This is a genomic window from Streptomyces roseus (assembly GCF_001044425.1).
Taxonomy (GTDB): Bacteria; Actinomycetota; Actinomycetes; order Streptomycetales; family Streptomycetaceae; genus Streptomyces; species Streptomyces roseus.
This window is the reverse complement of the sequence record NZ_LFML01000014.1, coordinates 26,194-51,565: the sequence shown is the minus strand read 5'-3', so window position 1 is coordinate 51,565 and position 25,372 is coordinate 26,194. Positions and strand designations below refer to the sequence as shown.

The 25,372-nt window shown below is 71.8% G+C and carries 20 protein-coding genes; 13 read left to right on the top strand and 7 right to left on the bottom strand.

Annotation, left to right across the window (positions count from 1 at the left end):
* Positions 1–2 precede the first annotated feature (2 nt).
* Together ACS04_RS03680 and ACS04_RS35730 are read right to left on the bottom strand one after the other, a co-directional pair.
* Positions 3–1,157, bottom strand: a complete 1,155-nt coding sequence (locus ACS04_RS03680) for a saccharopine dehydrogenase family protein (RefSeq protein ID WP_048475018.1) — start codon at positions 1,155–1,157, stop codon at positions 3–5.
* 255 nt (positions 1,158–1,412) lie between these two features.
* Positions 1,413–3,032, bottom strand: a complete 1,620-nt coding sequence (locus ACS04_RS35730; protein WP_158977164.1) for a PKD domain-containing protein — start codon at positions 3,030–3,032, stop codon at positions 1,413–1,415.
* Between the two features lie 446 nt (positions 3,033–3,478).
* On the opposite strand from ACS04_RS35730, the gene ACS04_RS03670 reads away from it, so the two are divergent.
* The 6 genes from ACS04_RS03670 (at position 3,479) to ACS04_RS03645 (ending at position 10,848) form a co-directional block, all read left to right on the top strand.
* Positions 3,479–3,895: an MmcQ/YjbR family DNA-binding protein gene (locus ACS04_RS03670; protein ID WP_048475009.1), complete on the top strand. Its 417-nt coding sequence runs from the start codon at positions 3,479–3,481 to the stop codon at positions 3,893–3,895.
* A gap of 105 nt (positions 3,896–4,000) precedes the next feature.
* Positions 4,001–5,203 carry a CaiB/BaiF CoA transferase family protein gene (locus ACS04_RS03665; protein WP_245236266.1) on the top strand — a complete coding sequence of 401 codons (1,203 nt, stop codon included), beginning with the start codon at positions 4,001–4,003 and terminating at the stop codon, positions 5,201–5,203.
* Positions 5,203–6,228, top strand: a complete 1,026-nt coding sequence (locus ACS04_RS03660; protein ID WP_048475008.1) for an LLM class F420-dependent oxidoreductase — start codon at positions 5,203–5,205, stop codon at positions 6,226–6,228. Before ACS04_RS03665 ends, ACS04_RS03660 begins: the two co-directional genes overlap by 1 nt.
* Before the next feature lie 9 nt (positions 6,229–6,237).
* Entirely contained in the window at positions 6,238–7,380 is a 1,143-nt protein-coding gene (locus ACS04_RS03655; protein WP_048475007.1) for an acyl-CoA dehydrogenase family protein, read from the top strand.
* A gap of 28 nt (positions 7,381–7,408) precedes the next feature.
* Positions 7,409–8,623, top strand: a complete 1,215-nt coding sequence (locus tag ACS04_RS03650) for an acetyl-CoA C-acetyltransferase (protein WP_048475006.1) — start codon at positions 7,409–7,411, stop codon at positions 8,621–8,623.
* 53 nt (positions 8,624–8,676) lie between these two features.
* Complete coding sequence (locus ACS04_RS03645) at positions 8,677–10,848, top strand: 3-hydroxyacyl-CoA dehydrogenase NAD-binding domain-containing protein (protein WP_048475005.1); 2,172 nt, start codon at positions 8,677–8,679, stop codon at positions 10,846–10,848.
* Positions 10,849–10,956: 108 nt separating this feature from the next.
* Here the strand turns inward: ACS04_RS03645 and ACS04_RS03640 are convergent, their stop codons facing one another.
* The 3 genes from ACS04_RS03640 to ACS04_RS03630 form a co-directional block, all read right to left on the bottom strand.
* The gene (locus tag ACS04_RS03640; RefSeq protein WP_048475004.1) at positions 10,957–11,841 is read right to left on the bottom strand and encodes a hypothetical protein; all 885 of its coding nucleotides are present in this window, start codon (positions 11,839–11,841) and stop codon (positions 10,957–10,959) included.
* An 86-nt stretch (positions 11,842–11,927) separates the two neighbouring features.
* Entirely contained in the window at positions 11,928–12,305 is a 378-nt protein-coding gene (locus ACS04_RS03635; protein ID WP_048475003.1) for a peptidase inhibitor family I36 protein, read from the bottom strand.
* A 121-nt stretch (positions 12,306–12,426) separates the two neighbouring features.
* Positions 12,427–13,152 carry a MerR family transcriptional regulator gene (locus ACS04_RS03630; RefSeq protein WP_048475002.1) on the bottom strand — a complete coding sequence of 242 codons (726 nt, stop codon included), beginning with the start codon at positions 13,150–13,152 and terminating at the stop codon, positions 12,427–12,429.
* Between the two features lie 85 nt (positions 13,153–13,237).
* Between ACS04_RS03630 and ACS04_RS03625 the strand changes: the two genes are divergently transcribed.
* Complete coding sequence (locus ACS04_RS03625; RefSeq protein ID WP_048475001.1) at positions 13,238–15,088, top strand: AMP-dependent synthetase/ligase; 1,851 nt, start codon at positions 13,238–13,240, stop codon at positions 15,086–15,088.
* A gap of 136 nt (positions 15,089–15,224) precedes the next feature.
* Here the strand turns inward: ACS04_RS03625 and sph are convergent, their stop codons facing one another.
* A complete protein-coding gene (gene sph, locus ACS04_RS03620) occupies positions 15,225–16,214 on the bottom strand; it encodes a sphingomyelin phosphodiesterase (RefSeq protein ID WP_048475000.1) in 990 nt (329 codons plus the stop codon).
* Between the two features lie 150 nt (positions 16,215–16,364).
* Between sph and ACS04_RS03615 the strand changes: the two genes are divergently transcribed.
* Positions 16,365–17,258: an oxygenase MpaB family protein gene (locus ACS04_RS03615; protein WP_048474999.1), complete on the top strand. Its 894-nt coding sequence runs from the start codon at positions 16,365–16,367 to the stop codon at positions 17,256–17,258.
* Positions 17,259–17,317: 59 nt separating this feature from the next.
* On the opposite strand, the gene ACS04_RS03610 is transcribed toward ACS04_RS03615, so the two are convergent.
* Positions 17,318–18,823, bottom strand: coding sequence for a M1 family metallopeptidase (locus ACS04_RS03610; protein ID WP_048475015.1), 1,506 nt, complete (start codon positions 18,821–18,823; stop codon positions 17,318–17,320).
* A gap of 315 nt (positions 18,824–19,138) precedes the next feature.
* On the opposite strand from ACS04_RS03610, the gene ACS04_RS03605 reads away from it, so the two are divergent.
* From ACS04_RS03605 to ACS04_RS03585, 5 genes are all read left to right on the top strand, one after another.
* Complete coding sequence (locus ACS04_RS03605) at positions 19,139–20,002, top strand: SCO6745 family protein (protein ID WP_048474998.1); 864 nt, start codon at positions 19,139–19,141, stop codon at positions 20,000–20,002.
* Between the two features lie 114 nt (positions 20,003–20,116).
* Complete coding sequence (locus ACS04_RS03600; RefSeq protein WP_048474997.1) at positions 20,117–22,600, top strand: Tex family protein; 2,484 nt, start codon at positions 20,117–20,119, stop codon at positions 22,598–22,600.
* Positions 22,601–22,847: 247 nt separating this feature from the next.
* Positions 22,848–23,351 (top strand): hypothetical protein, encoded by a 504-nt coding sequence (locus ACS04_RS03595; protein ID WP_048474996.1) that lies wholly within the window; start codon positions 22,848–22,850, stop codon positions 23,349–23,351.
* Positions 23,338–24,552, top strand: coding sequence for an MAB_1171c family putative transporter (locus tag ACS04_RS03590; protein ID WP_048474995.1), 1,215 nt, complete (start codon positions 23,338–23,340; stop codon positions 24,550–24,552). Before ACS04_RS03595 ends, ACS04_RS03590 begins: the two co-directional genes overlap by 14 nt.
* A gap of 13 nt (positions 24,553–24,565) precedes the next feature.
* Positions 24,566–25,348: an SDR family NAD(P)-dependent oxidoreductase gene (locus tag ACS04_RS03585; protein ID WP_048474994.1), complete on the top strand. Its 783-nt coding sequence runs from the start codon at positions 24,566–24,568 to the stop codon at positions 25,346–25,348.
* The last annotated feature ends 24 nt before the right edge of the window (positions 25,349–25,372 follow it).

Below are 25,372 nucleotides of genomic sequence, written 5' to 3'. Positions count from 1 at the left end.
GCTCAGCGGACCGCGGCCACCCGGAACCGGATCCCCGCCTTCTGGAGCCGGTCCAGCAGGGCGTCGCCCATCGCCACCGCCGTGGTGAGCTGGCCGGCCCGCTCCGGCAGGGCGTCGTACGCGAGGCACAGCGCCGACTCCGCCAGCATCTTGGCGGTCTCCCCGTAGCCCGGGTCTCCGCCCGAGACCTCGGTGAACACGCGGCGGCCGCCGCCCTCGCCCACGAAGCGCACCGTGAAACAGCTGCGCGCCCGCCGCTGCGCGTCCGGGCCGCGGCCCGCCTCCCAGCGGCCCATCAGCCACCGCCGCGCCACCGGGAGCTGCGCCAGGGCCGCCACCCCGCCGACCGCCGCCGCACCGCCCACGGCGACGGGGAGGTGCTTCACCGAGGCGTACTGACGGAAGCGGAAGTCGGGCCCGTACCGCTCCAGCGCGGCCGCCGAGCGGGTCACGATCCGGGGGTCCAGCGTCGGCAGCGGCAGCGCCCACGTGCCGGTCTCGCGGCTGAACCGCGGTGCGCCCAGGGGTCCCCGTACGCGGCGGTCCGGCAGCCGGGGCTCGTGCAGGCGGCGCTCCCGGGCCGCGGCCAGGGTCTGCGGTCCGCGGCCCATGGCGGTGAGGGCGGAGGCCAGCGTTCCGCCGGAGAAGGCGGCATTGGAGCGCATGAACCCGTCCACCCGCAGCGGAACGCCCTGCGGGAGCAGACCCACCGTGAAGTACGCGCCGAGGTCGGCCGGGATCGAGTCGAAGCCGCAGGCGTGCACCAGCCGCGCGCCCGTTTCCCGGGCCCGCGCGTCGTGGTCGACGTACATCCGGTCCACGAACTCCGGCTCGCCCGTGAGGTCCACGTAGTCCGTGCCCGCCGCGGCGCAGGCGGCGACCAGTTCCGCGCCGTACAGGACGTACGGCCCGACGGTCGTGGCCAGGACCCGGGTGGAGGCGGCCAGTTCCCGTACCTCCGCGGGGTCCGAGGCGTCCGCGCGCAGCAGCGGCAGCGAGGCGCAGCCGGGGTCGAGTTCCGTCAGCCGTTCGCGCAGCCGCTCCAGTTTCCCGAGGTCGCGCCCGGCGAGAGCCCACCGGCAGTCGGCGGGGGCGTGCGCGGCGAGGTACTCGGCGGTGAGGGCGCCGACGAAGCCGGTCGCGCCGAACAGCACCACGTCGTAGGACCGTCCGCGTGCGGGTTCGGGTTCGCGCCCCTCGGTCCGCTCGGCCGCCTCGGCCCCTTCCGCCTCCTCGGCCCCGTCCGCCCCGTCTGCCCTGTCAGCCCCTCGAACCTCTTCGTTCACCACGGCTCCTCCCACTCCTGTCGGTGGCTGAGGCTAACCCGCACGCCCCGTACGCAGAACAGCGCCCCGGCAGCGGCCTGTACGGCCGCTCCCGGGGCGCTGTGCTCGGCGCTGCGCCGCCGCGGCTCAGCTCTCCTGGTACATGCCGAAGACGTCGACGATGAGGTCGGTGTCGCCGTCGCTCTGGTTCCAGAAGTCGACGAGGCCGGTGCCGCCGGTGCTCGCCTGGACCAGGTTCGGGACGGTCTTGCCGGTCGTCCAGTTCAGGGTCGAGGAGGTGGGCGGTGCCGGCATGCTCGCCGCGTTGTCGTCGTACGCCTCCTGCGTGTTCGGGTCGGGGGCGACGGCGAGGAAGCCGCTGTCCTTGGTGTTGGTCACCGTGGCGTTCAGTACGAAGCCGGTGACGCCGGAACCGGGCTCGGCCATCGCCGTGTAGATGTAGTCGCGGCCGGCCAGGGGCCCGTAGACCGGGTCCTTGGGATCGCGGGTGTCGATCATCCGTTCCGGGGCGAAGGGCAGGTAGGAGCCCTTGCTCTGCGGGCTGTAGTAGCCGACGACGTCGACGATGACGTCGGCCGGGTTCCAGCCGCCGTTGCGGATGTTGATCCTGCCGTCGGGGCCGACCGGGACGATCACCGAGTTGGCGATGGTCTGCCCGGTCGTGAAGTTCACGTTGGACGCGGTCGGGGCCTGCTGGCCGCTCGGGTAGACGGTCAGGTGGCCGTCGCTGCGCGGGTTGGTGACGGTCACGTTGAGCGCCACGGCGGTGACGCCGGAGGCCGGCACCTTGCCCAGGCCGGTGATCTGGGTGCCGAAGGATCCGTAGCCCGCGAGCTGGCCCTTGGCCGTGCCGGTGCCGCTGCGCGTGTCGACGAAGCGCTGTGGCGCCAGCGGGGTGTAGCCGCTGGAGGCGGTCTGCGTGAAGTAGCCGGTGACGTCGGCGATGAGGTCGACCGGCTCCCAGCCGCCGTTGTAGAGGTTGACGTAGCCGTTCGCGCCGACGGGCACGATGACCAGGTTCGGGACCGTCTGCCCGGGGACGAAGTTGACGTTCGAGGTGCTCGGCTTCTCGTCGCCGTCGGCGAAGGCGGTGACGTGGCCGCCGCTGGTGGTGCTGGTGACGGTGACGTTGAGGACCACGGCGGTGACGCCGGCGGGGATGGAGCCGTTCCCGCCGATCTTCAGGTGGGCGGAGGAGTACGGGGCGACCTTGGCGGCCTTCGGGGCGCCGGTGCCGTTGCGGGTGTCCAGCAGGCGGGTCGGGCCGTACGGGGTGTAGTCCGAGCCCGCGGTCGTGAACGCCACCTCGTTGGTGACCGAGGTGTTGGCGGCCTTGTCCGTCACGGTGACCTTGACGGTGTAGGTGCCGAGCTCCGCGTAGGTGTGCTCGGAGATCACGGACTGGGTGCCGGAGGCCGAGGCCGTGGTGGTGGCCCCGTCGCCCCAGGCGACGGCGATGTCGAGCGGGGTGGCGGCGCTGGTGACGGAGGTGTGCAGCTCGATCGCGTGGGCGGAGGTGGCGAACGCGTCCAGACCGACCGCGAGCGTCGGGTTGGCGGCCTCGGCGGTCTCCGCCATGGGAGCGGCGGCGAGCCTGCTCTTGGGGGCCGTGGCCGGTGCGCTCTGCCGGACCGACCGGGCGGCCGGGCTGGAGAACTTGGCGGTGTTCTCCAGGCCGGCCTGCGCCAGGTCGGGCTTGCTGATGCCCTGGGCATCGCCGGAGTCGGTGCCGGCCGCGTGGGCCATGCCCGGTATGAGAGAAATGCCGGCCGCGAAGACGGCGGCGGATGCTGCGAGTCGGCGGTAGGACACCGAGCCCCCTATGTTCCGTGAGCCCTTGGCCAGGGCTGAAAGCTTGCTCAGATTACATAGCTCCTGAGATTCCGCTTGACTCCCCCCATGATCGTCTTTCGTACCTGAGACAAGAGTCTCGAAAGTGGTGCGGAAAGCGCATCTGGCCGCTGTGATCGGCAGTTTCACAGTCTCCGGCCGGTTGTCCGGATAGTCACCGAAAAGCCCGACAGCGGGGCTGACGTCGTCGCCATTCCGGTTCCGGTAGACCGGTTCGGGCGGGACTTCGCCGGCGCCCGTGCGAAGGCTGCGGCCCACGTGCCGGTCCGTGTCGGGAGGCGGGGCTAGCGTGGGGGGCGAGTGTCCGTGCGAGCGGGTGGCTGTGGTGACGGGAGGCGTCCATGAAGGCTGCGGTGCGCAAGTGGGAGGCGGTGCGGGCGTTCGCCCAAGGGCTGCCGGAGGCCGTGATGGAGTTTCCCTGGGGGCCCGAGGACTGCGTCGTGAAGGTCAACAAGAAGATCTTCGTCTTCCTGGGCGGCCTCGACGGCCCGCAGTCGCCGGGGATCTCCGTGAAGCTCAAGGACGAGGCGCTGCACGGCCACGCCATGACCGCGCCGGGGGCCGAGCCGACCGGGTACGGGCTGGGGCGGGCCGGCTGGGTCTTCGTACCGCTCGGCGTGAAGGGGGCGCCCTCCCTGGACGTGCTGTGCGAGTGGGTGGAGGAGAGCTACCGGACGGTCGCCCTCAAGCGGCACGTCAAGGAGCTCGACGCGCGCCTGGAGGAGAGCCCGGCCGTGCGAAACGAGTCAACCGGCTAAGCGGTTGCTCTTGTGCTGAGTGGAACGCGTTCCTAGCATCGCTGGTGTTACATCAGTTGTGTCACACAATGGCGCACCACGGATGCTACGGACGCTGGGGGCTCGATGGCAGTGACAGGGAACGTGCCCGACGGGCCGGGCACGCCGGGCCGAACCGGCGGCCCCGGCGCCTCCCGCGGCCCCGGCTCCTCCGGCGGTCCGCTCGCCGGGGTGCGCGTCGTCGAACTGGCGGGCATCGGCCCGGGCCCCTTCGCCGCCATGCTCCTCGCCGACCTGGGCGCCGACGTCGTACGGGTGGACCGGCCCGGCGGCGGCGGGCTCGCGGTCGACCCCGCGTACGACGTCACCAACCGCGGCAAGCGCTCCGTCCTGGTCGACCTGAAGTCCGCCGGGGGCCCGGAGCGCGTGCTCGACCTCGTCGAGCGGGCCGACGTGCTGATCGAGGGCTTCCGCCCCGGCGTCGCCGAGCGGCTCGGCGTCGGCCCCGCCGACTGCCACGCCCGGAACCCGAAGCTGGTGTACGGCCGGATGACCGGCTGGGGCCAGGACGGCCCGCTCGCGCACACCGCCGGGCACGACATCGCGTACATCGCCGTCACCGGCGCCCTCGGCATGATCGGGAACCCGGGCGAGCCGCCGGCCGTCCCCGCCAACCTCGTCGGGGACTACGCGGGCGGCTCGCTCTACCTCGTCATCGGCGTGCTCGCCGCCCTCCAGCACGCCCGCACCCCCGGCGGCGCCGGCCAGGTCGTCGACGCGGCCATCGTCGACGGCGCCGCCCACCTCACCGCCATGATCCACGGCATGATGGCGGCCGGCGGCTGGCAGGACCGGCGCGGGGCCAACCTCCTCGACGGCGGCTGCCCCTTCTACGGCACGTACGAGACCTCGGACGGCGGGTACATGGCGGTCGGCGCGCTGGAGCAGCAGTTCTACGACACCTTCGTGGAACTGCTCGGCATCGGGGACCAAGCCCCCGCCCGCAAGGACGTGGCCCGCTGGGGCGAGCTCCGCGAGGCCGTCGCCGCCCGCTTCAAGTCCCGTACGAGGGACGAGTGGACGGCGGTCTTCGACGGCTCGGACGCCTGCGTGGCGCCCGTGCTGTCCCTGGGCGAGGCGCCGCACCACCCGCACCTGGCCGCCCGCGCCACCTTCACCGACTTCGGCGGGATCACCCAGCCCGCCCCCGCGCCCCGGTTCTCGGCCACGCCCTCCGCGGTCACCTCGGGCCCCGCCCTGCCCGGTGCGCACACGGAATCCGTGGCGCGCGACTGGGACGTACCGGCCCTGCTCCCGAAAGAGGTCTGATGGAACTGTCCATGATGCTCGACTACGCCGGGGACCCGCGCCGGGCCGCCGACGAGGCGGCGGCGCTGGAGGCGGCCGGGCTCGACGCCGTCTGGGTCGCCGAGGCCTGGGGGTTCGACTCCCCGACGATCATGGGCTACCTCGCCGCGCGCACCGAGCGGATGAAGATCGGCTCGGCCATCCTCAACGTGTACTCGCGCACCCCGGCCCTCGTCGCCCAGACGGCCGCCGGACTGGACGCGCTCTCGGGCGGCCGCGCCCTGCTCGGCCTCGGCGCCTCCGGCCCGCAGGTCGTCGAGGGCTGGCACGGGAAGCCGTACGACAAGCCGATCGGGCGGACCCGCGAGACCGTCGAGCTGTGCCGCCGCATCTGGCGCCGCGAGACCATCGACCACCACGGCATCACCGACATGCCGCTGCCGCCGGAACGGGGCACCGGACTCGGCAAGCCGCTGAAGATCCTCACCCGCCCGGTCCGCGACGCGGTCCCCGTCTACATCGCCTCGCTCGGTCCCGCCAACGTGCGGATGACCGCCGAGATCGCCGACGGCTGGCTGCCCACCCTGTTCCTCCCCGAGAAGGCCCACGCGGTGTGGGGGAGCGCCCTCGCCGAGGGCACGGCCCTGCGCTCCCCGGAGCTCGGCCCGCTGCGGACCGTGGCCGGAGGACTGCTCGCCATCGGCGAGGACGCCGCCGCCGCACGGGACCTCGCCCGCCCCCAGATCGCCCTGTACGTCGGCGGGATGGGTGCGGTCGGCAAGAACTTCTACAACGACCTCGCCGTCGCCTACGGGTACGGCGAGGAGGCCCGCAAGATCCAGGAGCTCTACCTCTCCGGCCGCAAGCGCGATGCGGCGGCCGCCGTACCGGACGAGTTCTGCGAGCTCATGACCTTGTGCGGGCCGGAGGGCTACGTACGTGAACGCGTCGAGGCCTTCCGGGAGGCGGGCGTCACCATGCTCAACGTCACACCCGTCGGAGCCGAGCCGGCCCGGCTGATCGAAACCGTCAAGAGCTGGCTCTAGGGGGCCCCGATGCAACGCCGCATCTTCGACGCCGACCACGAGGCGTTCCGCGAGACCGTCCGCACCTTCCTCACCAAGGAGGTGCTGCCGCACTACGACCAGTGGGAGAAGGACGGGATCGTCAGCCGTGAGGCCTGGCGGGCCGCCGGCCGGCAGGGCCTGCTGGGGCTGGCCGTCCCGGAGGAGTACGGGGGCGGCGGGAACACCGACTTCCGCTACGCCGCCGTGATCGCCGAGGAGTTCACCCGGGCGGGCGCCGCAGGGCTCGCGATCGGCCTGCACAACGACATCATCGGCCCATACCTGACCTCGCTCGCCACCGAGGAGCAGAAGCGGCGCTGGCTGCCCGGCTTCTGCTCCGGCGAGATCATCACCGCCATCGCGATGACCGAGCCGGGCGCGGGCTCCGACCTCCAGGGGATCCGGACCAGCGCAGAGGACCGGGGCGACCACTGGGTGCTCAACGGCTCGAAGACCTTCATCTCCAACGGCATCCTGGCCGACCTGGTGGTCGTCGTCGCCAAGACCACCCCCGAGGGCGGGGCGCACGGGCTCTCGCTGCTGGTGGTCGAGCGCGGCACGGAAGGCTTCGAACGCGGCCGCAACCTCGACAAGATCGGCCAGAAGGCGCAGGACACCGCCGAGCTGTTCTTCCACGACGTACGCGTCCCCAAGGAGAACCTGCTCGGCGAGCTCAACGGCGCCTTCGTCCACCTGATGACCAACCTCGCGCAGGAGCGGATGGGCATCGCGATGGCCGGCATCGCCGCCGCCGAACACCTGCTGGAGATCACCACCACGTACGTGAAGGAGCGCGAGGCCTTCGGGCGGCCGCTCTCCAAGCTCCAGCACATCCGCTTCGAGATAGCGGAGATGGCCACCGAGTGCGCCGTCACCCGCACCTTCCTGGACCGCTGCATCGTCGACCACTCCAACGGGGAGCTGGACCACGTCCACGCCTCGATGGCCAAGTGGTGGGCGACCGAGCTCCAAAAGCGCGTCGCCGACCGCTGCCTGCAACTCCACGGCGGGTACGGCTACATGAGCGAATACCGGGTCGCACGGGCCTTCACCGACGGCCGCATCCAGACCATCTACGGCGGCACGACCGAGATCATGAAAGAGATCATCGGCCGCTCCCTCCTCGGCTAACGCCAGACCTCCCCGAAAGGCTTGACCAGTGAGCACCGAAGCGTACGTATACGACGCGATCCGCACGCCGCGCGGCCGCGGCAAGGCCAACGGCGCCCTGCACGGCACCAAGCCGATCGACCTCGTCGTCGGCCTCATCAACGCCCTGCGCGAGCGCAACCCCGGCCTGGACCCCGCCACCATCGACGACATCGTGCTCGGCGTCGTCGGCCCGGTCGGCGACCAGGGCTCCGACATCGCCCGGATCGCGGCCATCGCCGCGGGGCTGCCGGACACGGTGGCCGGCGTACAGGAGAACCGCTTCTGCGCCTCCGGCCTGGAGGCCGTCAACATGGCCGCCGCCAAGGTCCGTTCCGGCTGGGAGGACCTGGTCCTCGCGGGCGGCGTGGAGTCCATGTCCCGCGTCCCCATGGCCTCCGACGGCGGCGCCTGGTTCAACGACCCGATGACCAACTGGGACACCGGCTTCGTCCCCCAGGGCATCGGCGCCGACCTCATCGCCACCATCGAGGGCTTCTCCCGGCGCGACGTCGACGAGTACGCCGCCCTCTCCCAGGAGCGCGCGGCCACCGCCATCAAGGAGGGCCGCTTCGCGAAGTCCGTCGTCCCGGTCACCGACCGCAACGGCCTGGTGGTCCTGGACCAGGAGGAGTTCGTCCGCCCCGGCACCACCGCGGACAGCCTCGCCAAGCTCAAGCCGTCCTTCGCGGACATCGGCGACCTCGGCGGCTTCGACGCCGTCGCCCTGCAGAAGTACCACTGGATCGAGAAGATCGACCACGTCCACCACGCGGGCAACTCCTCCGGCATCGTCGACGGCGCCTCGCTCGTCGCGATCGGCACCCGAGAGGCGGGCGAACGAAACGGCCTCGCGCCCCGCGCCCGGATCGTCTCGGCCGCCGTCTCCGGCTCCGAGCCCACCATCATGCTCACCGGTCCCGCCCCCGCCACCCGCAAGGCCCTCGCCAAGGCCGGCCTGACCATCGACGACATCGACCTGATCGAGATGAACGAGGCCTTCGCCGGCGTCGTGCTGCGCTTCGTCAAGGACATGGGCATCACCCTCGACCGGGTCAACGTCAACGGCGGCTCCATCGCGCTCGGCCACCCGCTCGGCGCCACCGGCGCGATGCTGCTCGGCACCGTCATCGACGAACTGGAGCGCCAGGACAAGCGCTACGGACTCGTCACCCTCTGCGTCGGCGGCGGCATGGGCGTCGCGACCATCGTCGAACGCCTCTGAACCCCGTCCTGTACCCCCGAGACCTCCTCCCCGACACGGAAGCAGCGAGAAACATGAGCGAGTCCACCACGATCCGCTGGGAACAGGACGAGACCGGCGTCGTCACCCTGATCCTCGACGACCCGGACCAGTCCGCCAACACGATGAACCAGGCCTTCAAGGACTCCATCGCGGCGATCGCCGACCGCGCCGAGGCCGAGAAGGACTCCATCCGCGGCATCATCTACACCTCCGCCAAGAAGACCTTCTTCGCGGGCGGAGACCTCAAGGACATGATCGGTCTGCGCCCCGAGCACGCGCAGCTCGCCTTCGACACCGGCACCGAGATCAAGCGCTCGCTGCGCCGCATCGAGACCCTCGGCAAGCCCGTCGTCGCCGCCATCAACGGGGCGGCTCTCGGCGGTGGTTACGAGATCTGCCTCGCCTCCCACCACCGCGTCGCCCTCGACGCCCCCGGCTCCAAGATCGGCCTGCCCGAGGTCACCCTCGGCCTGCTCCCGGCCGGCGGCGGCGTCACCCGTACCGTGCGGCTGATGGGCATCGCCGACGCGCTGCTCAAGGTCCTGCTCCAGGGCACCCAGTACAACCCGCAGCGCGCCCTCGACAACGGTCTCGTCCACGAACTGGCCGCCACCCCCGAGGAGATGCTGGCCAAGGCCCGCGCCTTCATCGACGCCAACCCCGAGTCGAAGCAGCCCTGGGACGTACCCGGCTACCGGATCCCGGGCGGCACCCCGTCGAACCCGAAGTTCGCCGCCAACCTCCCGGCCTTCCCGGCCAACCTGAAGAAGCAGCTGAACGGCGCCCCGTACCCGGCCCCGCGCAACATCCTGGCCTGCGCCGTCGAGGGCGCCCAGGTGGACTTCGAGACCGCGCTGACCATCGAGGCCCGCTACTTCACCGAGCTGGTCACCGGCCAGACCGCCAAGAACATGATCCAGGCGTTCTTCTTCGACCTCCAGGCCGTCAACGCCGGCCGCAGCCGCCCGCAGGGCGTCGCCCCGCGCAAGGTCACCAAGGTCGCGGTCCTCGGCGCCGGCATGATGGGCGCGGGCATCGCGTACTCCTGCGCCCGCGCGGGCATCGAGGTGGTGCTGAAGGACGTCACCGCCGAGGCCGCGGCGAAGGGCAAGGCGTACTCCGAGAAGCTGCTCGACAAGGCCGTCTCCCGCGGCCGCAGCACCGAGGCCCAGCGCGCCGAGCTGCTCGCCCGGATCACCCCGACCGCCGACGCCGCCGACCTGGCGGGCTGCGACGCCGTCATCGAGGCCGTCTTCGAGGACACCTCCCTCAAGCACAAGGTGTTCCAGGAGATCCAGGACGTCGTCGCCCCCGACGCGCTGCTGTGCTCCAACACCTCCACGCTGCCCATCACGGGCCTCGCACAAGGCGTTTCGCGCCCCGTCGACTTCATCGGACTGCACTTCTTCTCGCCCGTCGACAAGATGCCGCTCGTGGAGATCATCAAGGGCGAGCGCACCGGCGACGAGGCCGTCGCCCGCGCCTTCGACCTCGTACGGCAGATCAACAAGACCCCGATCGTGGTCAACGACTCGCGCGGCTTCTTCACCTCGCGCGTCATCGGCCAGTTCATCAACGAGGGCGTGGCGATGGTCGGCGAGGGCGTCGAGCCCGCCTCCGTCGAGCAGGCCGCGGCCCAGGCCGGCTACCCGGCCAAGGTGCTCTCGCTGATGGACGAGCTCACGCTCACCCTCCCTCGCAAGATCCGCAACGAGACCCGCAAGGCCTTCGAGGCCGAGGGCCGCACGTGGACCGCGCACCCCGCGGACACCGTCATCGACCGGATGGTCGACGAGTTCGATCGCCCCGGCCGCAGCGGCGGGGCCGGTTTCTACGAGTACGACGAGAGCGGCAAGCGCACCGGCATCTGGCCGGGCCTGCGCGAGCACTTCGCCAAGCCGGACGCGGACATCCCGTTCGTCGACATGAAGGAGCGGATGCTCTTCTCGGAGGCCCTGGACACCGTCCGCTGCCTCGACGAGGGCGTGCTGACCTCGATCGCCGACGCCAACATCGGCTCGATCATGGGCATCGGCTTCCCGGCCTGGACCGGCGGCGTCATCCAGTACATCAACGGCTACGAGGGCGGTCTGGCGGGCTTCGTCGCCCGCTCCCGCGAGCTGGCGGCCCAGTACGGCGAGCGGTTCACCCCGCCGGCCTCGCTCGTCGCGAAGGCCGAGCGCGGCGAGACGTACGCCGACTAGGACGGTCGCGGGGAAGGCGGGGCCGGCTCCCCGGGGCCCGCCCCGCCTTCCCCGCCTTCCCCGCCTTCGCCCCTTCCTGCCTTTTTCGCCCCCCTGTGTCCTCCGCCGTCAGTTGACCGCGGCCTTCGCGATCGACATGGTCTTCTCCTTGGCGAGCAGCGGCGCTGCCAGAACGCTCGACTTCGACTTGATCAAAGACCGTTGGTACGCGCTCTCGGCCCCGGACCACACGCCGATCAGATTCACCTTCCGCTTGCACAGGACGTCTGCGAGCGCGACTGCCTTCTCATGGTCGCTCGGCGCTCCGGATGCGAACTCCCGGTCGTTGATGGCGGCGACGGGATCCGGGTACCTGTACCCGGATTCCTCCATGCACGTGGACCATTTCCCGCTGACTTCCGTGACCGCGGGATCCTTCCGCGACGTCTCGTAGCTCTCCACGTCGAGTCGCTGTACGGGGCCCAGGGCCTGCTGTAGCTCAGTGTCGTGGAGTTCCCGCCCCGCCTCTTGGGCGCACCCGCCCTCGGGTACCGGTTTGCCGTTGTACGTGGTGACCTCGCCCCGGACGAGCGCCATGGCGGCCGGTGGATAGTCCTCGATCGGTTGGCCCGCGTCGGGCAGGTGGTAGCCGTGGGCCTTGGCGAGTTCCGGGTCGGCCAGGCCGTAGCGCCGCTCGTTGGTTCCGATCTTCACGCCGCCCCGTGGTGCGGGGGCGGCGGGGGCGCCCAGTGCGGCGAGGCACCGCTGCACGAGGGCGTCGCGCCCTGTGGAGAGGGTCTCCAGGTCGGGTGTCGTGAGCAGGTACGCGTCCAGCGGCAGCTCAAGGGTCTTGCTGTCGTCGAGCCGGTGCACCGGGCTCCGGCCGGGGGCGTCGTCGGAGCGGGCGGAGGACCCCTGCGGGCCGGACGCGCCGGCCGAGCATGCGCCCAGCAGGGGAAGCAGCAGGAGCGCCAGGCCCGCGTACGCGGTGGAGGAAGGGGAGAACGACTTCACGGGATTCCTCTGCCATGACGAGGAAGGGTGTCCCGAAGCCGCCGTCGCGACCCCGGGACACCCTTCTTCGATCCATGCGGCGTTGCTCAGCAAATCATGCTTCGGACGGAGGCGTTGTCGTTGTACGTGTTCGCCAGGTTCCGGGACGAATAGGCCACGACGGTGTCGGAAGGACCGGAGTAGTTCGAGTTGTAGTACACCCGGTAGCAGTAACTCGAAGCGTTCTGCACGGAGGCGGCGTTGTTCTTCACCGGCTCGCCCTCGCCGTTGGCTATCGTACTGAAGGTCTCACCGGCGAGATTGGGGATGTTGCTGTCCGTCATGAACCGGGCGCCGGCCTGGTTGGAGTTGTAATAGAAGCAGAAGTAGCCGGTCTGGCACGCATACGCGCTCGCCGGAGTGGCCATTCCCAGAGTTACACCGGCTGCGGCAGCCAGGAGTGCTACGGAGCGCTTGATGCGCATTGGTCCATCCCCCTGAGTTGTGGTGTCCATGCCAACCATAGGTGACGGTGTTGGGGTTCTCAACAACACCGGACGGGGCTGGAGTTGGGGTTGGTAGGGGCTCCGGGACGGCCCGGCCCGGTCACTCTCCGGAGACGAACGCCGCCCGCAGCTCCCCCTTCAGCGACCGCTGGAACGCGGTCACCAGCGCCTGCACCACCATCGGCTGCATGTGCGCGGACAGCGCCTTCATCGACTCCACCCGCTCCGGATCGCTCTCCCCGCGCGTGAACGGCCCCCACACCTCGTCCCGGAACAGCGCCGTCAGCTCGTGCGCCGCCGTCCGCGCGTGCTCCAGCAGCACCGTGCGCGCCGCCACGATCGTCTCGTACGCGATCGGTACGTCCAGCAGCGCGACCCCCAGCCGCAGCAGCCCCACGTCGACCCGGAAGCCCTCGGCGGCCGGCGCCAGCACGTTCATCGCCGTCAGCCGCAGCACGTCGGCGTCCGACAGGCTCCGCCCCGCCCGCTTCTCCAGCTCCTCCCGCGACACCTCCTGGGGCGAGTCCGGAGCCCAACTGGACACCATCGCCCGGTGGATGGCCAGGTCGTGCGCGCTCAGGTCGTCGGGCAGCGCGTCCAGATACCGCTCGATGGCCGACAACGTCATGCCCTGGTGCTGGAGTTCCTCGATCAGCGCCAGCCGCGACAGGTGCTCGGGGCCGTAGTGCCCCACCCGACGCGGGCCGATCACGGGAGGGGGCAAAAGCCCGCGCGTGCTGTAGAAACGAACGGTGCGCACGGTGACGCCCGCCCTGGCCGCCAGCTCGTCGACGGTGAGCATCGGCTCGGGTGCCTGTTCGGCCATCGTCTGCGCCTCGCTCTCTGCTCCACAGCTTGGGTTCAACAGTATTGCTGTCGCACCAACGATGTGAAACGGCCAGGAGCTGCCCATGACCATGAAACTGCGACTGCCCGGACGACCCGAAGAGCTCACCATCCCCGCCCTGCTGGCCCGCAACGCCGCCGAGCACGGCGACCTCCCCGCCCTCTCCTGGCGGGAGGGCGACGGCTGGACGACCCTCGACTGGAGCGAGGTACGCCGCAAGGTCGCCGTCCTCGCCTCCGGCTACGCCGCCCTCGGCGTAGAGCGCGGCGAACACGTCCTGATCATGATGGGCAACCGGCCCGAGCACTGGCTGACCGACCTCGCCCTGGTCCACCTCGGCGCCGTCCCCGTCACCGTGTACGGGACCTCCGCGCCCGAGCAGATCGCTTACATCGCCCGCCACAGCCGGGCCCGCGTCGCCGTCCTCGAAGGCGCCCGCGAGCTGGCCCGCTGGGAACCGCTGCTCGCCGACCGGGGGGTGCCCCTGGAGCGGCTGGTCGTAGCCGAAGCCGCCGAGGCCGGTCCGCACCGTACGTACGGATCCCTGCACGCGAGCGGCGCCCGCGTCCACCGCTTCGACGCCTTCGAGAAGGCCTGGCAGGAGACCCGCCCGGAGGACCCGCTGACCGTCGTCTACACCTCCGGCACCACCGGGGACCCCAAGGGCGTCCGGCTGACCCACCGCAACATCATGCTCCAGGCCGTCCGCATCGACGCGCGCACGGACCTGCCCGAGCACGCCGAGCACATCTGCTACCTCCCGTTCGCGCACATCGCCGAGCGGATCCTCGGCATCTACCTGCCCCTCCTGCGCGCCGCGCACGTCCGGCTCGTCGCCGACCCGGCCGCCGTGGGGGCCGCCGTGCGCGAACTGCACCCGGTGCAGTTCTTCGGGGTGCCCCGGGTCTGGGAGAAGCTCGCGGCGTCCGTACGGGCCGTGCTCGCCCAGCTGCCCGCCGCGCAGCGGGAGTCCATCGAGGCCGCGAACGACCTCGCCCGCGCCCGGGCCGGCCACCGCGAGCGCGGCGAGCGGATCCCGGCCGCGCTCGAAGCCTCGTACAAGCGGGCGAAGGAGCAGGTGCTCGACCCGCTGCTGGGCCTGGCCGGGCTGGACCGGCTGGTGTGGACGGCCAGCGCCACCGCGCCGATGCCGATCGACGTGGTGCGCTTCTGGGCCGGCTGGGGGATCACCATCATGGACGCCTGGGGGCTCACCGAGACCTCGGGCGTGTGCACGATCAACAGCCCGGACGGCTTCCGGCTGGGCTCCGTGGGACGTCCGATCGAGGGCCTGGAGCTGCGCCTCGCCGAGGACGGGGAGATCTTCACGCGCGGCGCGACCGTCTTCGCCGGCTACCTGCGCCCCGACGGGTCGGTGGAGAGCGCGCACGACGCCGAGGGCTGGTTCCCGACCGGGGACGTCGGCCGGCTCGACGAGGACGGCTTCCTCTGGCTGACCGACCGCAAGAAGGAACTGATCATCACCTCGAACGGCAAGAACGTGTCGCCGGCGCTGGTGGAGAACACCGTCAAGGAGCATCCACTGATCGGCCAGGCCCTGGTGCACGGCGACGGCCGCTCCTACCTCGTCGCCCTGCTGGTGCTGGACGGGGAGGTCGCCCCGGCCTGGGCGGCGGCCCGCGGCATCGAGGCCGGCCCGCTCGCCGCGCTCGCGGAGCACCCGGCCGTCCGGGCGGAGATCGCGGCCGCCGTCGAGGCGGCCAACGCCCGGCTCAACCGGACCGAGCAGATCAAGCGGTACCGGGTGCTGACGGGCGAATGGGGCCCCGACTCCGGCGAGCTCACCCCGTCGCTGAAGCTGCGCCGCCGGGTGGTCCGGGAGAAGTACGGCGCCCTGATCGAGGCGCTGTACGCCGAGCCGTACGCGGACCCTCCCCAGGACGCGCAGGCGTAGCCCGGACACCCCCGTCCGGTGGGCGCACGGCCGCCCACCGGACGAGCGCGCGGACGCACGCCCGACGGGGCCGACGAGATGCTCGCGGGCCCCGGGGGCCCGTCGCGGGGCGGGCCCCCGGGGGAGGGAGGGTGGGTCAGCGGCCGATCAGGGGGTAGTGGTCGCTGAGGTTGGTGTACGTGTACGAGGTGCCCCAGCTGGAGACCGTCCAGGGCGCCGACTGCTCCTTGACGACGTTGTTCTCCCAGCCCGCCGGGCGCGCGTTGCCCTTGCGGTAGAGGACGTAGTCCAGGTCCTCGCGCGGGTCCGTCGGGTAGCGGTAGTTCGCGATGGAGTTCTGCGCGGTGTCGAAGGAGTACGGGTGGCCCGTGCGCGAGTCGGAGTTCGCCAGGTCGGCGTTGGCGAGCATGGTCGCGAACTCGGGGGAGCGCGAGTCCACGTTCATATCGCCCGCGACGATGACCTGCTCGTTCGCCGGGATGTTCTTGCCGTCCAGGAAGGCGTCTATCGCCTTGAACTGGCGGGCGCGCATGTCGGCCGCCTCGCCGGAGCCGCAGCCCGGGTCGGTGGACTGGGCGTGGGTGCCGACCACGTGCACGTTGGTCCCGTTCACGTTCAGCACCACGTACGCGAAGCCCTTGTTGGACCACCAGTCGGCCCCGCAGGCGTCCTTGTAGACGACCTGCTCCTTGCGGACGATCGGCCACTTGCTGAGGATCGTGACGCCGCCGTCCTCCGGGGTGGTGGAGGAGTACGCGCCGCCGGTGGCGTCCCAGCCGCTCTTGCTGCGGCCGACGATCGGGGTCTGGTACGGGTACTGCGCCGAGGCGTTCGACTTCAGCGCGTCCGAGGCGCCGTTGTCGAAGGCCTCCTGGAGCACGACCACGTCGTGGCCCTGGAAGAAGGACGCCTTGGGGATCTCCGAAGCCCGGTGGTCCTGGCCCCAGTTGGGGTAGAGGTTCTTGCTCATCAGGAACGTGTTGTACGTGAGGACGCTGAGCCGCGGGGCCGCGGCGCTCGGGGCGGCCGAGGCGGCCGGCGCACTGGTGGCGGCCAGTGCGCCGACGGCGATCGCCGCAACGGCCGCGGCAGCGGCGCGGTTGCGGCTGAGCTTGGTGTGCAGCATGAGGTCTCCATCATTCCTGCAGGGGGGAGATCGACTCCGTCATCCAAGCAGCCGCGGTTACCTCTGGGTAACACCCGTGACAAGACTTTCTGTCCGGCAGCGGACGTCTGGCCCCCCAACCCGAACCCGAGGCGCTCGCATACTGGAACCATGAGAGAAACAGCGCCCCCCGGACCCGGACCGAAGGCCGCGCGCCGCCCCGATCCCGAGCCGCCGGCCCCCGGCGGGGTGCTCTGGACCATCTCCGGCGACGTGCGCGCCCTGCTGATGCTGCCCGCCGCCTTCACCCTGCAGGTCGCCCACCCCGCGATCGGCGCCGGCGTCGACGAGCACTCCGTCTTCCGCACCGACCCCTGGGGGCGCGGCGAGCGCTCCCTGCGCTCGGTCCAGCTGTGGGTGTACGGCGGGGCGCGGGCCGCCGAGGAGGGCCGCCGGGTGCGCCGCCTGCACAAGGAGATCCAGGGCGTCGACACGCGCGGCCGGCGCTACCACTCCCTCGACCCCGCCTGCTACTCCTGGGTGCACGCCACCGGCTTCCCGATCTACCTGTACGCCGGGCGCTACCTGCTGCGCCGCTTCACCCCCGCCCAGGAGCGCCTGCTGTACCGGGAATGGCTCCAGGTGGGCCGGATCCTCGGGCTGCACGACCGGGACATGCCGCAGAGCGTCGAGGAATACTGGGTCTACTACCGCCGGATGCTGGCCGAGGAGATCGAGCCGACCAAGGTCGCCCGCGAGCTGGTCGCCACCGACGCGCAGCTGCCGAGGCCCGAGGGCGGCTCCCTGCCGGTGCGGCTGCTGCTGCGGCTGACCTGGCCGGTGCTGCGGGCGGCGTTCCTGCGCTTCCGGGCGTTCGTCACCGCCGGCTACATGCCGCCCGAGGCCCGCGCCGCCGTCGGGCTGGAGTGGAGCCCGGCCCAGGAGCGCAGGCTCCGGCGGTTCAGCACGGCCGTGCGCCTCCTCGTACCGCTGCTGCCGGAGCGCCTGCGGTACCTGCCCATCGCGCGGGCGGCCCGGGCCCGGTGGCGCGCCGGCACCCCCTGAGGGGCGCCGGCGCGCAGAGCCTCGTACGCGCCGCCCGGCTCACCGCCGCGCCGCGCCGCTCAGTGCTCGTGGATCGTGTTCGTCTCGGCGATCTTCTTCCAGGACTTCGGCTCCACCGGCTTCGCGGCGGGGGCCTGGAGGGACCGGGCGGTCTTGGCCGCCGCGGCCGGCGGGGTGAAGGCCGGCTTGCCCGGGGTGTACAGCCAGGTCTCGAAGAGCTGCGCGAGGGGCTTGTTCGAGACCTTCTCCGCGTACCGGACGAAGTCCCCGACCTTGGCGTTGCCGTAGGCGCGCTCGGTGGGCCAGCCCTTGAGGATCTTGAAGAACGTCTCGTCGCCGACCTCGTTGCGCAGCGCCTGCAGGGCGATCGCGCCACGGTCGTACACGGCTCCGTGGAACTGGTTCTCCGGACCCGGGTCGCCCGGCTTGACCTGCCAGAACGGGTCGTCCGCGGCGCGCAGCCCGTACGCCCAGTCCGCGAGCTCCTGCGCGGTGCCCTCGCCCTCCTTCTCCGACCACAGCCACTGGCTGTAGCGGGCGAAGCCCTCGTTGATCCAGATGTCCTTCCAGCCGTCGACGGAGACGCTGTCGCCGTACCACTGGTGGGCCAGCTCGTGCACGACCACGGAGACGTTGGCGCCGTTCGCGAACTGCTTCGGGCTGTAGAACGGCCGGGTCTGCGTCTCCAGGGCGAAGCTGGACGGCACGTTGGGCACGTACCCGCCCAGGGCGTTGAAGGGGTACGGCCCGAAGACCCCCTCCAGCCACTCGGCCACCTCGCCGGTCCGCTCCACGCTCGCGCGCGCCGCCCCCGCGTTGTCGCCGAGGTCCTTGCTGTACGCGTTCAGGATCGGCAGGCCGCTCGCCGTCTGGCCGGTGGTGACGTCGAACTTGCCGATGGCGAGGGTGGCGAGGTACGTGGCCTGCGGCTTGTTCGAGCGCCAGTTGTACCGCGTCCAGCCCAGCCGGGAACTCTGCGACTGGAGCACGCCGTTGCTGATGGCCTGCGTACCGTCGGGAACGTTGACCGAGATGTCGAAGGTGGCCTTGTCGAGCGGGTGGTCGTTGCTCGGGAACCACCAGACGGCCGAGTCGGGCTCCTGCGCGGCGATCCCGCCGTCCGGGGTGCGCTGCCAGGCCGACCAGCCGTCGATCTTGAACTCCGAGGGCTTTCCCGAATACTTGACGACGACCGACGCCGGGGTGTCCTTCTTCAGCGGCCGGTCGGGGGTCACCTCCAGCTCGTGCTCCCCGGACGTGGCGAACTTCGCCTTGGCGCCGTTGACCCGGATCTCGCTGACCTTCAGGCCGAAGTCCAGGTTGAAGCGGGAGAGGTCCTGCTTGGCGGTGGTCAGGAGGGTGGCGGTGCCCTCCAGCAGGTCCGTCTTGGGCTGGTACTGAAGGCGCAGGTCGTAGTGCGACACGTCGTACCCGCTGTTGCCGCTGGCCGGGTAGTAGGGATCGCCGATACCCGGGGCCCCTTGGACCGAACTCGCCGCCGACGCCGGGATCACCAGCAGGAGGGAGGCGGCGAGGACGCTCGGGGCGATGACTTTGCGGTGCACGAAGAGCTCCAAGGGGTAGGGAGGCAGTTCTGGTCAACGGCTTGTCGTCCGACCGTATTCAGGCCTGCCGCGTCACGTCATGTCCATGGCCCCTTGTGTCACACGATCGCCATTCGGCCGTCACAGGCCGGGGCGCCGCACCCCGGGATCACCGCCCAGATGAGCCCCGATGAGCCGCGTTCGGGTACGTGAGCGGCCCTCCGCCGCCGCCGGGGCGGGCGGAAGACGGCCGGAAACCGGAGGTCGCCCCGCGCGGTGCACGGCGGCCGGGACTCGGCCTACCCGCCATACTGAGCGGTCGGTAATCTGACCGGCATGACGATTCCCGCGCGCGCCGCCCGTAACTGTTGGCATGCAGCGATCAATCCGCTGCACGCGACCATCTACTTCTCTCCCGACCTCGGCAAGGAGTTCGCCGCCCTCGGCGTCACCGAGCGGCCCGCCGTGAACCTCGCCTCCCGCTCCGCCGCCATGGGCGCCGTCGGGCCCGGCACGGTCACCGCCACCTTCTACAACTACCGCCACGACTTCGTCGCCCGGCACCTGCCCGCCGTCTGGGACACGATCACCCCCGAACAGGCCCTGGACGCCCGCCTGCGCGCCGCAGACAGCACCCTGCGCCGCCTCCTCGGGGAGGAGGCCGTCGCCTCCCCCGACCTCGCCGAGGCCGCCGACCTCGCCCTGCGCGCCGCCGAGGGCTGCACCCGGCACGCCCGGCCCCTCTACGCCGCCCACGCCGACCTCCCCGTACCCGAGGAGCCGCACCTGCGCCTGTGGCACGCCACCACCCTGCTGCGCGAGCACCGCGGCGACGGCCACCTCGCCGCCCTGCTGCTCGCCGGCCTGGACCCGCTGGAGGCGCTGGTCAGCCACACCGCCACCGGCCGCGGCATGACCCCGAAGTGGATCAAGGCCATCCGCGGCTGGGAGCAGTCCGACCTCGACGCCGCCGCCGACCGGCTGCGCGAGCGCGGGATCCTCGACGCCGAGGGCGAACTCACCGAGGAGGGCAGGGCCGTGCGCGAGCGCCTCGAAGCCGACACCGACCGCCTCGACGCCGCCCCCTACGAGCACCTCGGCGCCGAAGGCCTGGCCCGCCTGGCCGAGCTCGGCGGCGGATTCGTCGCCAGGGCCGTCACCGCCGGGGCCTTCCCCGCGGACGCCTTCGGCAAGGCCTGACGCAGGCCGGGGCCCGGCCGGGAAGCGGCCCGGGCGCGGGTCTCCCCGCCCCCGCCCCCGCCACCTGCCACAATTGGCAGCCTTCCGGCAAACGAAGGCAGGCGGGACCCGATCGTGACGATGTCCATCGAAGGCAGGATCGCCGAGGAGCTCGGCGTACGGGAGCGGCAGGTCAAGGCCGCCGTCGAGCTGCTCGACGGCGGCTCCACCGTGCCGTTCATCGCGCGCTACCGCAAGGAAGCGACCGAGATGCTCGACGACGCCCAGCTGCGCACCCTCGAGGAGCGGCTGCGGTATCTGCGCGAGCTGGCGGACCGGCGGGCGGCGATCCTGGAATCCGTACGGGAGCAGGGCAAGCTCGACGCCGAGCTGGAGGCCCGGATCAACGCGGCCGACACCAAGGCCCGGCTGGAGGACATCTACCTCCCCTTCAAGCCCAAGCGGCGCACCAAGGCGCAGATCGCCCGCGAGGCCGGCCTGGAGCCGCTCGCCGACGGCCTGCTGGCGGACCCGACGGTGGAACCGGCCGCCGCGGCGGCCGCGTTCGTCGACGCCGACAAGGGCGTCGCCGATCCGGCGGCCGCCCTGGAGGGCGCCCGCGCCATCCTGACCGAGCGTTTCGCCGAGGACGCCGACCTGATCGGCGAGCTGCGCGAGCGCATGTGGGGCCGCGGCCGGCTCGTCGCGAGGGTCCGCGAGGGCAAGGAGGAGGCGGGCGCCAAGTTCGCCGACTACTTCGACTTCGCCGAGCCCTTCACGGCGCTGCCCTCCCACCGCGTGCTCGCCATGCTGCGCGGCGAGAAGGAGGACGTGCTCGACCTCACGCTGGAGCCCGAGGAGCGCGAAGACTCCGCGACGCCCGGCCCGTCCACGTACGAGGGCATGGTCGCCCGCCGCTTCGGGGTGAACGACCGCGGCCGCCCCGGCGACAAGTGGCTGGCCGACACCGTCCGCTGGGCCTGGCGCACCAAGATCCAGGTGCACCTCGGCATCGACCTGCGGATGCGGCTGCGCGCCGCCGCCGAGGACGAGGCCGTACGCGTCTTCGCCGCCAACCTGCGCGACCTGCTGCTCGCCGCCCCGGCCGGCACCCGCGCCACGCTCGGCCTCGACCCGGGCTTCCGCACCGGCGTGAAGGTCGCCGTCGTGGACGCCACCGGCAAGGTCGTCGCCACCGACGTGATCTACCCGCACGTGCCCGCGAACAAGTGGGACGAGTCCCTCGCCAAGCTGGCCCGCCTCGCCGAGGAGCACGCGGTCGAGCTGATCGCCATCGGCAACGGCACGGCCTCGCGCGAGACCGACAAGCTCGCGGGGGACCTCATCACCCGCCACCCCGAGCTGAAGCTCACCAAGGTGATGGTGTCCGAGGCGGGCGCCTCCGTGTACTCGGCCTCGGCCTTCGCCTCGCAGGAACTGCCCGGCATGGACGTGTCGCTGCGCGGCGCGGTGTCCATCGCCCGCCGCCTCCAGGACCCGCTCGCCGAGCTCGTCAAGATCGACCCCAAGTCGATCGGCGTCGGCCAGTACCAGCACGACCTCTCCGAGGTGAAGCTCTCGCGCTCGCTCGACGCCGTGGTCGAGGACTGTGTGAACGGCGTCGGAGTGGACGTCAACACCGCCTCCGCGCCGCTGCTCTCGCGGGTGTCGGGCATCAGCGGCGGGCTGGCCGAGAACATCGTGGCCCACCGCGACGAGAACGGCCCCTTCCGCAGCCGCAAGGCGCTCAAGGACGTCGCCAGGCTCGGCCCGAAGGCGTACGAGCAGTGCGCGGGCTTCCTGCGCATCCGCGGCGGCGACGACCCGCTGGACTTCTCCAGCGTGCACCCCGAGTCCTACCCGCTGGTCCGGGGCATGGCCAAGACGGCCGGCAGTGACGTGGCGGCGCTGATCGGCAACACGGGCGTGCTGCGCTCGCTGCGGCCGGAGCAGTTCGTCACCGAGGCCTTCGGCCTGCCGACGGTCACGGACATCCTGCGCGAGCTGGAGAAGCCGGGCCGCGACCCGCGGCCGGCCTTCAAGACGGCCACCTTCAAGGAGGGCGTCGAGAAGATCGGCGACCTGGCGCCCGGCATGATCCTGGAGGGCGTGGTCACGAACGTGGCCGCGTTCGGCGCGTTCATCGACATCGGCGTCCACCAGGACGGGCTGGCCCACGTCTCGGCGCTGTCGAAGACCTTCGTCAAGGACCCGCGGGACGTGGTCAAGCCGGGCGACATCGTCCGCGTGAAGGTCCTGGACGTGGACATCCCGCGCAAGCGGATCTCGCTGACCCTGCGGCTGGAGGACGAGGCCGACCGCACGGCGGGCGGCGCTCCACGGCAGCGCGAGGACCGCCAGGAGCGCCAGGAGCGGCGCGGCGGCGGCCGTCCCCCGCAGCAGCGCGGCGCCGGTCAAAGCGGTCAAAGCGGCCAGGGCCAGGGCGGTCAGGGCCGCGGCCAGGGAGGCGGCGGTCAGCGCCAGGGCGGCCAGCGCCAAGGGGGCGGCGGCCCGCGCCAGGGCGGCAGCGGATCCCCGGCCCCCGCCAACAGCGCGATGGCCGACGCCCTGCGCCGCGCCGGCGTCACCGGCGGCCCCGAGGAGCGCCGCAAGCGCTGAGGCGCACGTGTTCGCCGGGGCCCTTGGGAGATGGCCGAATAGGCACCCCACCCGGGCGCACATCTTGCGAATTCCCGTACAAGATCTGTAGGCATGGTGGAACGCCCGTTCGCCGAGTGGCGAACGGGCTTCCGTTTCTCCCCTCAGGACCCCACTCCCCGAGGCCGCCTTGAAGGCACAGGACGCCATGCCCACGCCCACGCACGCCTACCGACGCTGCCCGCGAAAGGGTCCGAAGAGGGATCACATGCCCCACTCGCAACCCAGCCTCCGTAAACGGTGCGAGAAGATTCTCGGCCATCTGGAGCTGACACATCCCTTCTCCATCGAGGGGCTGTGCAACCGGATCGCCGAGCAGCGGGGCCGCCCCATCCACCTCCACCCGCTCCCCAAGGAGGCCGCGGAATCCGGGGTCTGCGGGCTGTGGGTGGGCACGGACAGCGTCGACTTCGTGTTCTACGAGGCCCAGACCACCGCGCTGCACCGCGAGCACATCGTGCTCCACGAGCTCGGGCACATCCTGTTCGGCCACAACTCCCTGGAGGCCGAGGACAACGGCGGCCAGGTCCCCACCGTCCTCGGGCGCACCAACTACACCACCAGCCAGGAGCAGGAAGCGGAAATGCTGGCGAGCATGATCCGCATCCGTACGACGGGCCCCTGCCCGCAGTCGGCCACCGCACCTCGCGGCACCCTCGCCTGGCTGGAATCCGCCATGGGTTACGGGCGGGGGAGCCATGGACGCCGCTGACCTCACCGCACTCGGCGACTCGCTCGCCGTGCCCAGCGTCGTCTGCCTCTGGGCGGCGGTCCTGCTCCGCGCCCCGGCGGCCCTGCGCTCCCCGCAGCAGCGCGGCCTGTGGCTCGCCGTCGCGACCGCCGCCGCCGCGATGACCCTGAACCTGCCCGACGTCGTCGCGTACGCGATGCGCGACCCGCACTACGCGCACTCGGTCGGCCTCGTCCGCAACCTCATCGGCGTGCTGTCCGCAGGCATCGTGCTCTACTTCGTCGCCGCCGCGACGGGCGGCCGGATCCTCCAGCTCGCCTCCTGGACCGGCACGGCGGCCTGGCTGACCACCCTCGCCGTGCTGGACACGACCGCCCCGGCGCACACCGCGCACACCATCCCGGCGCAGGGCGACCCGGTGCCCTCCCTCGCGTACTGGCTGCTCCTGATCTGCGCGCACCTGCTCGCCAACACCACCTGCGTGGCCCTCTGCTGGCGCTACAGCCGCCGCACCGAGAGCCGGGGCCTCGCCGCCGGACTACGGCTCTTCGGCCTCGGCACCGCGCTCGCGGGCCTGTTCTGGTTCGTGTACCTGCTCAAGGCCCTGTTCGCCAGCACCTGGGCGATGCCCGCCCTGCCGCTGATGATGAACCTGCACGGGCTGCTGCGGGCCGCCGCGATCCTCGTGCCCACCCTGTTCACGCTGCGCCGCACCAGCACCGACATCGCCACCGCCTGGCGGCTGTGGCCGCTGTGGCACGACCTGGTCCAAGCGGTCCCGCACGTCGCCCTCACCAAGCCGCGCGCCGGCCGGGTCGTCGAGCTGCTGTGGCCGCCCGTCCCGCGCAACCTGCTGGTGTACCGCAAGGTGATCGAGACCCGCGACGCGATCCTGATCCTCGGCGAGTACGTCGCCCCGGGCGTCCCGGAGCTGGCCCGCAGCCACGTCACCGGGCACGGGATCCCCGAGCAGCGGCGCACCGCGGCCGCGCTGGCCTGCGTACTGAAGGAGGCGCGGCAGGCGAAGCTGGCCGGACGGGCCGGGCAGCCCGGGGAGGACGCGGCGTGGGAGCTGCCCGCCGCGATGCAGACCTCCGCCGAGGGCGGCGACCTCGACGACGAGGCCCGGTTCCTGGTCGACGTGGCCCAGGCCTACGGATCGCCGTCGACCACGGACTTCACCCCGCTGCCCCCGACCCCGCCGCGCCCGCACACCCCGTAAGGAAGTGACTCTCGTGACCACCGTTCTGATCACCGGGGCCAGTGCCGGACTGGGCGCCGCCTTCGCCCGCGGCTTCGCGGCCAAGGGCTGTGAACTCGTCCTGGTCGCCCGCGACAAGGAGCGCCTCGAAGCGGTGGCCCGAGAGCTCGGCCGGGAGTTCGGCACGGCCAGCGAGGTGCTGCCGGCCGACCTGCTGGACGCGGACGGCTGCACGGCCGTCGCGGAGCGGCTCGCCGACCGGCAGCGGCCCGTGGACATCCTGGTCAACAACGCGGGCTTCGGCCTGCCCGCGCCGTTCCCGTACAGCCCGGTCGAGGACGAGGAGCGGCTGCTCGACCTGCTGGTGAAGGTACCGCTGCGGCTCACCCACGCCGTGCTGCCGGGGCTGCGCGAGCGCCGCCGGGGCGCGGTGGTCAACGTGTCCTCGGTGGCCGGACTGCTGCCGACCGGGACGTACGGGGCCGCCAAGGCCTGGGTCACCGCGTTCAGCGAATCCCTGCGGGTGGACATGGAGCCGTACGGGGTCCGGGTGCTGGCGGTGGTACCGGGCTTCACCCGCACCGAGTTCCAGGCGCGGGCCGGGATGGACGTCAGCTCCCTGCGCGAGGCGGTGTGGCTGGAGCCCGAGGCCGTGGTGGCCAAGGCCCTGAGGGACCTGGCCCTGCGCCGCCCGGTGAGCATCACCGGCCGGCGCTACCAGGCGTACGCGCTCGCCGTCCGGCACCTGCCGCGCGGCTTCGTGGCCGCCCGGCTCGCACGCAAGAGGCGCCCGCCGCAGTCGCGGGAAGCCACCTAGTGACCTGAGTCAGAGATTCGTCGT

Coding starts and splice junctions, on each gene's coding strand:
- ACS04_RS03595 (WP_048474996.1), top strand. CDS start 22,848: ATGCCCCACTCGCAACCCAGCCTCCGTAAACGGTGCGAGAAGATTCTC.
- ACS04_RS03635 (WP_048475003.1), bottom strand. CDS start 12,305: ATGCGCATCAAGCGCTCCGTAGCACTCCTGGCTGCCGCAGCCGGTGTA.
- ACS04_RS03670 (WP_048475009.1), top strand. CDS start 3,479: ATGAAGGCTGCGGTGCGCAAGTGGGAGGCGGTGCGGGCGTTCGCCCAA.
- ACS04_RS03645 (WP_048475005.1), top strand. CDS start 8,677: ATGAGCGAGTCCACCACGATCCGCTGGGAACAGGACGAGACCGGCGTC.
- sph (WP_048475000.1), bottom strand. CDS start 16,214: ATGCTGCACACCAAGCTCAGCCGCAACCGCGCCGCTGCCGCGGCCGTT.
- ACS04_RS03655 (WP_048475007.1), top strand. CDS start 6,238: ATGCAACGCCGCATCTTCGACGCCGACCACGAGGCGTTCCGCGAGACC.
- ACS04_RS35730 (WP_158977164.1), bottom strand. CDS start 3,032: ATGGCCCACGCGGCCGGCACCGACTCCGGCGATGCCCAGGGCATCAGC.
- ACS04_RS03615 (WP_048474999.1), top strand. CDS start 16,365: ATGAGAGAAACAGCGCCCCCCGGACCCGGACCGAAGGCCGCGCGCCGC.
- ACS04_RS03590 (WP_048474995.1), top strand. CDS start 23,338: ATGGACGCCGCTGACCTCACCGCACTCGGCGACTCGCTCGCCGTGCCC.
- ACS04_RS03665 (WP_245236266.1), top strand. CDS start 4,001: ATGGCAGTGACAGGGAACGTGCCCGACGGGCCGGGCACGCCGGGCCGA.
- ACS04_RS03660 (WP_048475008.1), top strand. CDS start 5,203: ATGGAACTGTCCATGATGCTCGACTACGCCGGGGACCCGCGCCGGGCC.
- ACS04_RS03630 (WP_048475002.1), bottom strand. CDS start 13,152: ATGGCCGAACAGGCACCCGAGCCGATGCTCACCGTCGACGAGCTGGCG.
- ACS04_RS03605 (WP_048474998.1), top strand. CDS start 19,139: ATGACGATTCCCGCGCGCGCCGCCCGTAACTGTTGGCATGCAGCGATC.
- ACS04_RS03625 (WP_048475001.1), top strand. CDS start 13,238: ATGACCATGAAACTGCGACTGCCCGGACGACCCGAAGAGCTCACCATC.